Origin of the sequence: Lacrimispora struthionigena (assembly GCF_048627165.1) — a bacterium.
Lineage (GTDB): Bacteria > Bacillota > Clostridia > Lachnospirales > Lachnospiraceae > Lacrimispora.
The window spans coordinates 1426477-1439588 of the sequence record NZ_JBMBWP010000002.1 but is presented as its reverse complement, the minus strand read 5'-3'; the positions used below and the strand labels follow the sequence as shown (position 1 = coordinate 1439588).

Here is a 13112-nt window from a genome sequence, read left to right as displayed (position 1 = left end):
GCATGGAATGATTACAATTAAAAAAATGGCGGAATTGCTCGGCACCAGCACAACTACCGTTTCCAATGTGATACATGGAAAAGAGGGGGAAGTATCTCCTGTTATGGTGGAAAAGGTGAAGAAGCTGATTGAAGAATACGACTATGTTCCAAACAGAAATGCCAGAAATCTGGCCAGTAACCGGTCCGGAATCATCGGGCTTGCAATGAAAGCCAGCGAAAATAAGTACGATAACTTTGTAAAGGATCCGTTTGCAGGGGAACTGATCGGAGCAGTGGAACGGTTTGTACGCGCTAAGGGATATTTTACCATGCTTTATGTATCCAGCGATATAGGAGAGATTATCAGCTCGGTATCCAGCTGGAATGTAGATGGTCTCATTCTTCTTGGAATGCAGAAAGAAGATGGGGAACTGTTAAATCAGAAGATGAAAAAGCCCATGGTTTTCGTCGATGCCTATTTTGAAGATGTCCCTTTTGAGTACGTAAATGTTGGAATCGATGACAGAAAAGGCGGCAGAGAGATTACAGAATATCTCATACAGTCCGGCCACCAGAAAATCGCATTTCTGGCGGACAACTGTATGGGAGTAGACTATCAGCGGTTTATGGGATACCGGGATGCACTGGCCAGTGCCGGACTTCCATGGAAGGAAGACAATTTTATCAGGCTGAAACCAAGCGGTGCTGATTTGTCCCTTATTTTATCCCAGGCTTATGAGAGGGCAAGGGACTTTACCGCCTTTATCTGCGCATCGGATTATTATGCTGCTTTTATTTTAAATGATTTAAAGGACCGGGGGATGAAAATCCCCCAGGAGCTTTCTATCGTGGGATTTGATGATAATGTCTGCAGCCGTCTGGTAAGGCCTGCACTGACAACCGTTCATCAGGATGTAACGGAAAAAAGCCGGATTACCGTGGAAAAGCTGTTTCATATCATTAACGAAGAGGATTATGGAGCAAATTTAGAACAGCTTCCTGTCTTTATCGTGGAGCGTTCTTCTGTGAGAAAAATGTAGGGTTTTATGTATCTGACAGATGAGTACTGAAAGGCTGAGCTGTGGAATAAGGGGGATCGATCAAATTGACCGATCCCTCTTTCTTTCACGCCTTATTCAGGGGAATTCTTTTGCAGGTGGCTTTTTATCGTTTCCAATTGTTCCAAAACCAGCATCTTCAAGTGATTTGGCTGAATCGATAAAATATTCTCACCGTAGGCAATCAAATAATTTGCGATAAAAGTTTCTTCCCCTTTGTTATAAAAGCCTCTTATATAATTCTTCCCATTTTCATGGAACAGCTCCATAGACGGATAATGTTCCTTATAGAATATATCCGTACCTCTTGCAGAGATCCCAACTTCAAAATCAACAGCACCTTTCTCTCTGAACATCTCTTTCACTGGAATAAGCAATTCGGAAAGCGGCTTGGGCAAATATCGATCACAGGAATTTACAGAATGAATTTTATCGCATCGGAATACTTGCGGTCTTTTTGTCTGAAAATTGTAGGCGGTAGCATACCATTGTCCATAGGCAGATGTTATGTCAAAAAACTGAACGTAATACTGATTTATAATATCTTTCTTTTGGTAGGTTACTTCGCACACTCTTTCCTCAACGGCCATGTTTAAAATGTCCTCTAAACAGCTGCATTCATTTTTGTTTTGGTAACTTCCCAGGCTAAAAATCAATTCCATTCTTCGCAGCTTTTGTATTCGTTCTTCTGATATGCACCCTTCAAACTTTTGCTTTAGTTTTTTTACATTCAGGTGAAACGGGGTGGACTGATAAGCGTTTAGAGTCTGCATGGCAAAGTACAAGGCATGAACCTCATCAATGGTAAAGACAATGGGCGATAGCAGACGGTTGGGAAGAATACCATAGTAGCCATTTCGTCCAGATGTGGAGTAAATTGGCATACCTAATTCTTCTAAGGACTGAATATCCCGAAGTGCTGTACTTTTGGATATAGAGTATCGATCCATGATGTTTTTGAGGTTAAATGACTTTTTATCATTGAGGTATATCATCATATCATTAAGCCGCTGGGATTTATTCATGGCATTTCCTCTTCTCGATTAAATGGTTTCACTAATTGACACCATTATAGATTATACTGGATTCAAGAACAGAAAGAAAGGATTAATTGGTTTATGAAAAAATTATTTTTGTCGTCATCCTTTAGTGATGTAGCTGACATATTTGCAGATTTTGAGAAAGATTTAAAGGGAAAAACCGTCACCTTTATTCCTACAGCAAGCAAAACGGAAAAGGTTGTATTTTATGTGAAGGAAGGAAGAAAGGCCCTTGAAAAGTTGGGGATGATTATTGAGGAGTTGGATATATCAGCCACTCCAACTGCTGAAATTAGCGCCAAAATAAAAAACAACGATTTTATTTATGTGACAGGGGGCAACACATTTTTCTTGTTGCAGGAATTGAAAAGAAGCGGTGCAGATCAGATAATTAGTGATGAAGTGAATGCCGGAAAACTGTATATCGGTGAATCTGCCGGGGCAATGGTCGCATCTGCAAACATTGAATATGCGAAAGGTATGGATTCAGCAGAAAAAGCGCCTGACTTAGAAAATTATGATGCTTTAGGCCTGGTGGATTTTTATACAGTTCCCCACTATAACAATTCACCTTTTAAGAAAATCGGTCAGAAAATAGTGGACACCTATTCATCTGTATTAAACCTGTCTCCCATAAGCAATCATGAAGCGATTGCAGTCAGCGGTGATGAGATAGCAATTAAAAAGAACTGAACTCCGGGTCAACCGGGTAATGTATTATTAATGAACGGCGGTTTTTAAAATCGCCGTTTTCTCTATTCAGGTGCTTGGTATTGTACATCTTTTTTATAGAGTACAGCCAAAAGCAGCTTTTTTTTTGTTATAAAAATAACTTGGAAAATGAATCAAAAAACTCTTGTTATATCCTCCATAAAGTGATAATATACTTTATATAGAACTTATGCGCATAAGTTACAATATAATTATTAAAATATCACTTTTTGACAGCATATTTTATAATGGAGGGTATATTATGAAGAAATACTTATGGGTTATGGCAATGGCGGGAGCAGCGGCAGTTTTGTCACTTGCAGGTTGTGGAACAAGCTCACAGTCAGGTGGAACTGTGGCCTCCTCCGCTGGAAGCCAGTCTGCAGACAGCAAGAGCGAGAGCCAGAGCCAGGCTAAGTCTGGGGGACAGGCGATTCGGATTGTAAACGGAAAAATCGAAATTGACGAGCCCTTAAAGGCGTTTGCCAAAAAGTATCAGGAGAAGACCGGTCAGGAGGTTGTAATTGAGTCCCTTGGAGGCGGAGTTGACATCAATGGAACCATGAAGGGATACTTGGCTGCAGGCAATATGCCGGACTTATTTGTATTTGGCGGCGAAGGAGATTATCAGACCTGGAAGGATTATATGACCGACTTAAGCGGGGAGGAGTGGGCTTCCCAGACAGAGTTTGGTTTTAAGTCAGAGGATGGAAAAACCGTAGGATTTCCTTATGCAGTAGAAGGGTATGGCATTACATATAATAAAGACGTTTTGAAAGCAGCAGGAATTGATCCGGCTTCTCTTACCAATTATGATGGGTTTAAGAAGGCTTTTGAGGCCATCGATCAAAAAAAGGGAGAACTGGGACTGTCCGCTGTATGTTCGGTTGCGGCTGAATCCGGACAGATGTACTGGTCAACAGGAAACCATCTGTTTGGCTACTATTTATCAGGCGGGTTAAAGAGAGGGGACACCACTTATATTGATCAGTTAAAATCCGGGAAGACGGACACAGAGCGACTGGGACAGTTTGCAGATTTTATGAAGCTTCTGTTTGATTATTCGGATAAGAATACTCTGATTTCCGGTACATATGACGATCAGCTGGCTTTGTGGGCACAGGGAAAAACTGCATTTATCACCCAGGGGAACTGGATTGATCCCTCTCTTCCTGATTATAGTGTGAAGTTTGAATGTGGAATCGCTCCTCTGGCATTTACAAAGGAAGAGATGAAGGGGGTTCTTGCAGACTGTCCATCCTGGTGGGCTGTTTATAATAAAGGCACGAACATCGATGCATGCAAGGCTTTCTTAAAAGAACTTGCCCTGACAGAAGAAGGACAGGAATGTCTGGTAAGCGACTGCGGTATGATTTCTCCTTATACCACCTGCAAAGTGAGCCCTAAGACACCTTTGGCCATGAGTTTAAAGACCTATGTGGATGCAGGAAACACCTATTCCTGGGAATGGACGAAGATGCCGGAAGGAATCTCCATGAATGCCACAGGTAAAGTGTTTGAACTGTATGCAAAAGGAGAGATTGACAAGGACGGATTTGTAAACATGATGCAGACGGCGATTGCAGACTATGTAAAAAAATAACCGGGTTGGGCGGCCAAAAGCCGCCCGTATCCATATGGTAACGTCAAAGCAGAGATAAAGGAGAAATCGTATGGAGGGAAAAGCAAAAAAGATAACGACATATCTGCCGGCAGCGATAGGTGCAGCAATGGTCTGCTGCGGGCTGTATTTTGATTTTTACAACAGGGATTTTTGGGGAAGGGGTCCATTACTTGCGGGCGGGCTGCTTCTGCTTGTGATTAGTCTCTATCTGGTTCCTGGAAAAAAGCACAGGGTGATTGTTAATGGTTTATTTCTGCTGCCTCTCATAGGCGCTTTTTTCATAACCGTGCTGATCCCTTTTATATTTGGCATTTTTTATTCATTTACGGACTGGAATGGAATTAAGTTTACCCAGTTTGTTGGTCTTAAGAATTATGGACAGATGTTTCATGCTCCTGATTATTTATATTCGCTGTTAATTACATTCTTATTTACGGTCTTTAATATGGTATCTGTCAATATAGCTGCGTTTTTCCTGGCAATTTTATGTACCTCAGGGGTAAAGGGAAGAAATTTCTACAGAGCTTCCTTTTTTCTCCCTAATTTAATCGGAGGAATCGTACTGGGATATGTATGGCAGTTTATCTTTAATAAGGTGTTCACAAGCCTGGTGACAGGAAGTGTTTCCATGCTGACCAGTCCCAATCTGGCATTTTTTGCAATTCTTATTGTCAGTACATGGCAGTACGCCGGCTATATTATGATGATTTATGTTACCGGTCTTCAGGGAGTTCCAAGAGATATTCTGGAAGCGTCGGCTGTAGACGGGGCAGGAGCGTTAAAAACGCTCTTACATATTAAGCTGCCTATGATTGCCAATACTTTTACGGTTTGTATCTTTCTTACCCTGGTCAATTCCTTTAAGCAGTTCGATTTAAACTATGCCATTACAAACGGTGCGCCCAGCCGGATTCTGGGAGCAAAGGCAGTGGCTTCCACAGAGTTTCTGGCTCTTAATATTTATAATACGGCAATTGCAAGAAACAGATATGCGGAAGGGCAGACAAAGGCAGTGGTTTTCTTTCTCATTCTGGCAGCCGTATCTCTTACCCAGGTTTCCATCAGTAAGAAAAGGGAGGTGGAACTATGAAAGAAATTAGCGGGAGGAACAAAATGACATGGGATGCAAGGCAGTCAAAACATTTGATTCCTGAGCTGATTGGTCTCATACTGTCACTGACTGTGCTGTCTCCTTTCATTCTTGTAGTATTTAATGCAGCGAAAAAAAGTGCAGATATTGTAATCAGTCCCATCGCACCTCCATCTGACTGGGGACAACTGTTTATTAACTTAAAAAATGTCATTGGAAACCAGAATTTCAGCTATTGGAAATCCTTTGGAAGTTCCTTGTACATCACTGCAGTCAGTCTTATTTTACTGACCTTATTTTCCAGCATGGCGGCGTGGGTACTGGTTCGGAATAAGACAAAATGGTCCCAGTTGATTTTCATGATGTTTGTGGCATCCATGGTTATCCCGTTTCAGGTAGTCATGCTTCCTCTTTTGTCTACGTTTCGCAGGGTATCTGAATTTACAGGAATTCCTTTGCTAAGCAGCTATACCGGTATCATTACTGCCTATCTGGGATTTGGTGGCTCTTTATCTGTGTTTATTCTTCATGGATTTATAAAGGGAATTCCAGAAGAACTGGAAGAAGCAGCATGGATTGATGGCTGCAGCCCGGAAAATACATTTTTCCAGATCGTTTTTCCTCTGTTAAAGCCTGTGCAGATGACTGTGCTGATTCTAAACGGAATCTGGATCTGGAACGATTACCTTCTTCCTTCCCTGATGCTGGGGCTCAATGGAAGAATTAAAACCCTGCCTGTTGCAGTGAGCAGCTTTGTAGGTTCCTATGTCAAACAGTGGGATTTAATCCTGGCAGCCGCATTTCTAGCCATGATTCCCATTGTAATTCTGTTTTTATGTGCCCAGAGGCAGATTATACAGGGAATGGTAGAAGGGGCAATAAAATAATGGAAAGGAGACTGAGATGGAACGAAAATGGTGGAAAGAGGCAATTGTATATCAGATTTATCCCAGGAGTTTTAAAGACAGCAACGGAGATGGGATTGGCGACTTAAACGGGATCAGGCAGAAGCTTTCCTATTTGAAACTATTAGGAATTGATGTAATCTGGCTGTCACCTGTCTATCAATCCCCTAACGATGATAATGGATATGACATCAGTGATTACAAAAAGGTTATGGATGAGTTCGGAACCATGAATGATTTTGATGATTTGTTAAAAGAGGCCCATGAAAACGGAATCAGAATTATTATGGACCTGGTTGTAAATCATACCTCTGATGAGCACCCGTGGTTTCTGGAGAGCCGGAGCAGCACGGAGAATCCTTACCGGGATTATTACATCTGGAGAGAGGGAAAAGGAGAGAAAGATCCTCCCAATAACTGGGGTTCCTGCTTTGGAGGCTCTGCGTGGGAAAAGGATGAGAAAACCGGCATGTATTACCTTCATTTGTTTTCCCCAAAGCAGCCGGATTTAAACTGGGAGAATGAGGCTGTCAGAAATGAAGTTTTTGAAATGATGGACTGGTGGTGCAGAAAAGGGATTGATGGTTTTCGAATGGATGTAATCAGTATGATATCCAAAACTCCCTCGTTTCCAGACGGAGATGTGAGGGGAGGGCTTTATGGGGATTTTTCACCCTACGCAGTCCATGGACCAAAGGTTCATACCTATCTGAAAGAAATGAATGAAAAGGTTTTGTCGAAATACGATTTGATGACAGTGGGTGAGACTGCAGGGGTTACGGTGGAGGAAGCCAGAAAATATGCAGGCTCCGGTGAACAGGAATTAAATATGGTTTTCCACTTTGAACATGTGGAGGGAGACGGAGAACTGTTAAAGTGGACAGATAAAAAGCCGGATCTGCTGCGGTTAAAACGCATACTCTCCAGATGGCAGGAGGAGCTGGGAGACGATGCCTGGAACAGTTTATACTGGGATAATCATGACCAGCCAAGAGCCGTTTCCCGATTTGGCGACGACAGCAGCCGTTACAGAGAGGTTTCCGCCAAGATGCTGGCAACCTGCCTTCATATGATGAGAGGGACTCCTTATATTTATCAGGGAGAGGAATTGGGGATGACCAATTATCCATTTACAGAATTGTCCCAGTTTCGGGATATTGAGAGCCTCAATGCTTATAAAGAGCTTACTGGAAAAGGCCTTGTAAACCATGAAACCATGATGAGGTATTTACGGTGCAAAAGCAGGGATCATGCAAGGACTCCCATGCAGTGGAATGATGGACCGGAGGCTGGATTTACCGATGCAGTTCCCTGGATATCCGTAAATCCTAATTATATAGAAATTAATGCGGAAAAAGAACTGGCAGATGAAAACTCTGTGTTTCATTATTACAGGAAGCTGATTGAGCTTCGGAAGAATTATGAGATTATTGTTTATGGAAACTATGAGCTGATTCTGAAAGAGGACACCCGGGTATTTGCCTATGTGCGAAGTATGGGAAATGAACGACTGCTGGTGGTTTGTAATTTTTCTGATGAGGAGGCAGCCGTATCCTTACCCGAAGAATTTTTTAGAGAGGATGCAACGTGCCTGATCCATAACTACAATGACTCTTTGCAACAAAGACATAGCCGGCTGCTACCCTATGAAGCGGCAGCCTATTACCTGCAAAAGAAATAACCTGAATGGAGAAATTAAATGAAAAAACAATGGTGGCATGATAAGGTTGCCTATCAGATCTATCCGAAAAGCTTTCGCGATACCAACGGAGATGGTATAGGAGATTTAAGAGGCGTAATTTCAAAACTGGATTACTTAAAGGAGCTTGGTATCGATATTATCTGGCTATCACCGATCTATCAGTCTCCCTTTGCAGATCAGGGATATGATATTTCCAATTACTATGAGATTGATCCCCGGTTCGGCACCATGGAGGATTTGCAGGAACTGATTGATGAAGCAAAAAAAAGGAATCTCTACGTTCTTCTTGATTTAGTGGTGAACCATTGCTCCGATGAACATGAATGGTTTCAGAAAGCCCTGAAAGATCCGAAAGGCGAATATGGTGATTATTTTTACATCAGGGAAGGAAGAGATGGGAAAGAGCCTTCCAATATCCGGTCCTATTTCGGAGGAAGTGCATGGGAACAAATAGGGGATACCGGCCTTTATTACCTTCACCTTTTCCACAAAAAGCAGCCGGATTTAAACTGGGAAAATCCGGTAGTGCGAAAAGAAATCTACGACATGATAAACTGGTGGCTGGAAAAAGGGATTGCAGGATTTCGGATTGATGCCATTATGAATATTAAAAAGGCCCTTCCTTTTCATAATTATGAGCCTGACCGGGAAGACGGACTGGCGGACTGCAGGCTAATGCTAAAAGAAAATGAGGGCATTATGGATTTTTTAAAGGAAATGCGGGACGCCACCTTTCATAAATATGATGCCTTTACCGTGGGTGAAGTTTTTAATGAGAAAAAGGAAGAGCTGTGTGATTTTATAGGGGAAGACGGATGCTTTTCCAGCATCTTTGATTTCAGCCAGACTGTATTCGGGGCAAGTGAAAAAGGCTGGTATGACAATGGTCCTGTTACTCCCGACGATTACAGGAAGTGCTGCTTTGACAGCCAGGAAAGAGCGGAAGGGATCGGTTTTCTTTCTAATATCATTGAAAATCACGATGAACCAAGGGGAGTAAGCAGATATATTCCTGAGGGAGAGTGCTCCGATGCTGCGAAAAAGATGCTGGCAGCTTTGTATTTTCTGTTAAAAGGAATGCCCTTCATCTATCAGGGGCAGGAAATAGGTATGGAGAATGTGGCCTTTGAAAGCATTGACCAGTATGACGACATTTCCACATTAGAAGAATATCAGGTGGCAATCGAAAACGGTTTGTCAAAGGAACAGGCTTTGGAGGCTGTAAAACGCTACAGCCGGGATAATGCAAGGGTACCCTTCCAATGGGACGATAGTGAGAATGCCGGATTTACCACAGGAACGGCCTGGCTTCCAGTCAGTAAGGACTACGCCTCCATTAATCTGGATCATCAGTCTGCAGATCCTGATTCCGTTTTTCACTTTTATAAAAAGCTGATTGCCCTAAGAAAGAATGAGGAATATAAAGATACCCTTGTTTACGGCCAGCTGACACCGGCATATTTAGAAATGAAACGGCTGATGGCCTACTATAGAAACGGGGAACATGAGAGGATTCTTGTCATAGGAAACTTTAAAATGGAAGAACAGGAAATAGATCTGGTGGAACCCTACCGGAAAATCTTGCTTAATAATTACGAGACGGTAAGAGAAGAAGGGAAGAAGCTATTACTAAAGGAATATCAGGTGCTGGTACTGTTATTTTAGCCAATTAGAACCTCCCCGATTTTTATCAACTGACTGCCATACAGGCGTCAGTTGATAAGATCCGGGTACATATCCGATGCAAGCTGTTCCACTCCGTCCAGAATCTGATAACTATAACCCCAGAACTGACTAAAGTCTATAATGTATATCTGCTTATTCAGAACAGCAGAAAGTGACTGTAGTGCAGGCATCTTATAAATTTCTTCAACGGATTTTTCTGCCTCCGGGCCCCCTGCGTAACGAGATATCAATAGAACATCAGGATTGGTTGAGACAAGCTGCTCCAATGTGATCTCACCGGCTGCATTTTTAAAAGCATTGTCCAGATTTATCATATTCAACGCATCATTCTGAAAGGTATCAGAGGTTGCGGAATAGACGGAAAGGTCTCCATCGCTGTAGGATACATAGGCATAAGTAAGCTGCGGTGCAACTCCTGAGAGCGTATCAGTCAAGTGATTAATCCTGGAATGAAGGCTGTCCGAAAATGCGGAAGCATGATCCTGTACACTAAATATTCTGCCAAGCTCTTCTATATCCTGAAACAAAGCGTCAACGGTTGCGCCTCGTTTGCAGGTGTTAAAAATGTAAGTACGAATGCCCAAAGAATTTAATTCATCAACGCTTCCCACACCCCATTCTGCATCCGCAAACAAGTCACCACGACCAATAATCAAATCGGGATTGGCTCCCAGAGCTACTTCTTTTCCAACATAACCTTCGGCCAGTACGGGGATTTTTAAGAATTCTTCGGCAATATCTTCAGAGGTCTCACCATAAAGAGCGGCAACACCTGCCATGGTGTCTGTCAGACCCAAACGAATCAGCAGTTCCGCTGTAGACTGGTTGTTGGCGACCACACGTGTGGGAGCTGCTTCAAAAACCTGCTGCCTGGATGTCCAATTGCCATCATTGATGCTGTAATTGGACACGGTTAAGGGATAGGAGACGGAACTGGACTGTTGGTTAGTCTGAGAATCCACAGTCTCCGTTTTTTGAGTTGTCTTTTCAGGGGTGGAAGAGGCAGAGCTGGAGGTACATCCAACTAATCCTGCAACCATAAGAACTGACAGCGATACGCCGGCAAAATGCTTTTTCCAAGTGATATTCAAACGTGTTTCTCCTTTTTAAATTATTAGTTAGTGAAAGCTAACTCAAAAGAGTATACTGTAAAAACAGTGGATTTGTCAACCTGTTTTATAAGGTTTCACCTGATTCATGAATGACGATATTCACCTGATTCATGAATGACGATAGTGTTGACAGTTATATTGAGGTATGATATATTGAAATGCGGTTAGAAACAACTAACTAATAGAAACATAAGGGTTCATTTACACTAATATGTTAATTACTAAGGAGCATCAGCATGAAGACACAAGGCAGCATAACTGCAAAGAATAGAAAAAAAGAAAGCATCCAGCATAAGACATTTGTACCGTTGGTTTTCGCCCTGATGGTTTTTATTGTATTTTCAGTCGGTTGTTCGGTGTCCATCGGGCAAGTGCCTATCTCTCTTGATGATACGTTTCAGATTCTGCTTTATAAGATTTCCGGAATGAGATTTGGCTCATTAGAAGGGCTTTCCACGGCCTCTTTTGCGGATATTATATGGCACATCCGTCTGCCCAGGGCGCTGATGTCGATGCTGGTTGGAATCGGGCTTTCGCTATGCGGTGCAGTAATGCAGGCTACCGTACAAAATCCGCTGGCAGACCCTTACATATTGGGCATTTCCTCAGGAGGTGCCTTAGGAGCTACCTTTGCTATTTTGCTGGGATTTGGTTTTCCAGGAGTGCTGGGGCAGATGGGTGTTGCCGCCTGGGCATTTGCAGGGGCATTTGGAGCTGCTGTTCTGGTGATGGTTATTGCTCATATGGGAGGGAAGATTACTTCTGCCAAGCTGGTGCTAACAGGCATGGTAATCAATGCGCTGTGCAGTGCGTTTTCCAATTTTATTATCTATTTTGCAAATAATGCAGAAGGAATTAAGACAGTAACTTTCTGGACCATGGGAAGTATTGCGTCAGCAACATGGGAGAAGCTTCCTTTGGCAGCAATCAGTATAGGAATTGCGGTTGTGTTTTTCTTAACCCAGTTTCGGGTGCTCAACACCATGCTATTAGGGAATGAAGCAGCTGTCACGCTGGGCATTTCCTTAAACCGTTATCTTCGCATTTATATGATGGTTTGTGCATTCGTTACGGGAATTATAGTTTCCAGCTGTGGAACCATCGGTTTTGTTGGATTAATTATTCCTCATATTGTCAGGGGGGTGGTGGGAACAGATCATAAAAGACTGATTCCGGCTTCTGCTTTGTTTGGAGCTGCCTTTCTCATTTGGGCTGATGTATTTTCACGTACCTTGATCCATCAGAGTGAATTGCCCATTGGCATTATTACTTCCATGATCGGAGCTCCCATGTTTATGTATATGCTAATGAAAAAAGGTTATGGATTTGGAGGAAAATAAGGTGGATCTTCAGGCAAATAATATGATCGTTACGTTATCCAATACTGATATTGTAAAGGATATTTCAATTAAAGTAAAAGATAAACAGTTCGTTGGATTAATAGGACCTAATGGCTGTGGAAAGTCCACGCTGCTTAAGAGTATTTATAAGGTGATAAAGCCCAGGCAGGGCAGTATTTATCTGGGTGATCTGGATGTGGTGAAATCAGATCCCAAGTCGGTTTCCCGTATTATGGGTGTTGTTGGTCAGTTTAATGATCTTAGCTTTGATTTTACCGTTCAGGAAATGGTTCTTATGGGAAGGACTCCCCACAAAAAATTTATGGAGGGCGATTCGGAGGAGGATTATAAAATTGTCAGTGCTGCACTGAAACAGGTCAGCTTGTCCGGATATGAAAATCGCAGCTACCTTACCTTGTCGGGAGGTGAAAAACAGCGAGTCATACTGGCACGTGCCCTGGCACAGCAGCCCTCCTTCCTGGTTATGGATGAGCCCACCAATCATCTGGACATTAAATACCAGCTGCAGATTTTATCCATTGTAAAGGGAATGAATGTTGGCACCCTGGCTGCTCTGCATGATCTGGAGCTGGCTGCTGAATACTGTGATTATCTTTACGTGATGAAGCAGGGAAAAGTGATTTCACATGGAACTCCAATGGAGGTACTGACCAGGCAGCTGATCGGAGAGGTTTATGATGTGGAGTGCGAAATTTATACCAATCCCATTACAGGGGAGTTGAGCATTGCTTATCTGCCGGTATCCATGCATTGCGGGGAAGATAGAAAATAAAATAGAAATATTCTCCATAGGGACGTTGACATGGATTCTATGGAGGAATATAATGAATTCAGGGGTATAT

General features: G+C 42.5%; 11 protein-coding genes. 9 read left to right on the top strand and 2 right to left on the bottom strand.

All coding sequences use genetic code 11. The features are described from left to right. Positions 1-7 precede the first annotated feature (7 nt). Entirely contained in the window at positions 8-1021 is a 1014-nt protein-coding gene (locus ACOAOT_RS15865; protein ID WP_420217886.1) for a LacI family DNA-binding transcriptional regulator, read from the top strand. A gap of 92 nt (positions 1022-1113) precedes the next feature. Here ACOAOT_RS15865 and ACOAOT_RS15860 read toward each other — a convergent pair whose 3' ends face one another. Beyond that, complete coding sequence (locus ACOAOT_RS15860) at positions 1114-2064, bottom strand: helix-turn-helix transcriptional regulator (RefSeq protein WP_420217885.1); 951 nt, start codon at positions 2062-2064, stop codon at positions 1114-1116. Between the two features lie 93 nt (positions 2065-2157). Between ACOAOT_RS15860 and ACOAOT_RS15855 the strand changes: the two genes are divergently transcribed. The 6 genes from ACOAOT_RS15855 to ACOAOT_RS15830 all read left to right on the top strand — a co-directional run bounded on the left by ACOAOT_RS15855 (position 2158) and on the right by ACOAOT_RS15830 (position 9776). Then, positions 2158-2772 (top strand): peptidase E, encoded by a 615-nt coding sequence (locus ACOAOT_RS15855; RefSeq protein ID WP_420217884.1) that lies wholly within the window; start codon positions 2158-2160, stop codon positions 2770-2772. Between the two features lie 280 nt (positions 2773-3052). Further along, positions 3053-4393 carry an ABC transporter substrate-binding protein gene (locus ACOAOT_RS15850; protein ID WP_420217883.1) on the top strand — a complete coding sequence of 447 codons (1341 nt, stop codon included), beginning with the start codon at positions 3053-3055 and terminating at the stop codon, positions 4391-4393. A gap of 70 nt (positions 4394-4463) precedes the next feature. Continuing rightward, entirely contained in the window at positions 4464-5504 is a 1041-nt protein-coding gene (locus ACOAOT_RS15845) for a carbohydrate ABC transporter permease (protein ID WP_420217882.1), read from the top strand. After that, positions 5501-6391 (top strand): carbohydrate ABC transporter permease, encoded by an 891-nt coding sequence (locus ACOAOT_RS15840; protein ID WP_420217881.1) that lies wholly within the window; start codon positions 5501-5503, stop codon positions 6389-6391. The genes ACOAOT_RS15845 and ACOAOT_RS15840 overlap by 4 nt, the downstream gene beginning before the upstream one ends. Positions 6392-6407: 16 nt before the next feature. Then, entirely contained in the window at positions 6408-8090 is a 1683-nt protein-coding gene (locus tag ACOAOT_RS15835; RefSeq protein ID WP_420217880.1) for a glycoside hydrolase family 13 protein, read from the top strand. Between the two features lie 18 nt (positions 8091-8108). Beyond that, on the top strand, positions 8109-9776 hold the full coding sequence (locus ACOAOT_RS15830) for an alpha-glucosidase (protein WP_420217879.1): 1668 nt from the start codon (positions 8109-8111) through the stop codon (positions 9774-9776). 47 nt (positions 9777-9823) lie between these two features. Here the strand turns inward: ACOAOT_RS15830 and ACOAOT_RS15825 are convergent, their stop codons facing one another. Then, positions 9824-10888 (bottom strand): ABC transporter substrate-binding protein, encoded by a 1065-nt coding sequence (locus tag ACOAOT_RS15825; protein ID WP_420217878.1) that lies wholly within the window; start codon positions 10886-10888, stop codon positions 9824-9826. A 257-nt stretch (positions 10889-11145) separates the two neighbouring features. Here ACOAOT_RS15825 and ACOAOT_RS15820 point away from each other — a divergent pair, with 257 nt between their 5' ends. Then, positions 11146-12249: a FecCD family ABC transporter permease gene (locus ACOAOT_RS15820; RefSeq protein WP_420217877.1), complete on the top strand. Its 1104-nt coding sequence runs from the start codon at positions 11146-11148 to the stop codon at positions 12247-12249. A gap of 1 nt (position 12250) precedes the next feature. Continuing rightward, positions 12251-13042, top strand: coding sequence for an ABC transporter ATP-binding protein (locus ACOAOT_RS15815; RefSeq protein WP_420217876.1), 792 nt, complete (start codon positions 12251-12253; stop codon positions 13040-13042). The last annotated feature ends 70 nt before the right edge of the window (positions 13043-13112 follow it).

Excerpts from the sequence above, each read along its gene's own strand:
- ACOAOT_RS15850 (WP_420217883.1), top strand. The coding sequence starts at position 3,053 with ATGAAGAAATACTTATGGGTTATGGCAATGGCGGGAGCAGCGGCAGTT.
- ACOAOT_RS15865 (WP_420217886.1), top strand. The coding sequence starts at position 8 with ATGATTACAATTAAAAAAATGGCGGAATTGCTCGGCACCAGCACAACT.
- ACOAOT_RS15840 (WP_420217881.1), top strand. The coding sequence starts at position 5,501 with ATGAAAGAAATTAGCGGGAGGAACAAAATGACATGGGATGCAAGGCAG.
- ACOAOT_RS15830 (WP_420217879.1), top strand. The coding sequence starts at position 8,109 with ATGAAAAAACAATGGTGGCATGATAAGGTTGCCTATCAGATCTATCCG.
- ACOAOT_RS15845 (WP_420217882.1), top strand. The coding sequence starts at position 4,464 with ATGGAGGGAAAAGCAAAAAAGATAACGACATATCTGCCGGCAGCGATA.
- ACOAOT_RS15835 (WP_420217880.1), top strand. The coding sequence starts at position 6,408 with ATGGAACGAAAATGGTGGAAAGAGGCAATTGTATATCAGATTTATCCC.
- ACOAOT_RS15860 (WP_420217885.1), bottom strand. The coding sequence starts at position 2,064 with ATGAATAAATCCCAGCGGCTTAATGATATGATGATATACCTCAATGAT.
- ACOAOT_RS15820 (WP_420217877.1), top strand. The coding sequence starts at position 11,146 with ATGAAGACACAAGGCAGCATAACTGCAAAGAATAGAAAAAAAGAAAGC.
- ACOAOT_RS15855 (WP_420217884.1), top strand. The coding sequence starts at position 2,158 with ATGAAAAAATTATTTTTGTCGTCATCCTTTAGTGATGTAGCTGACATA.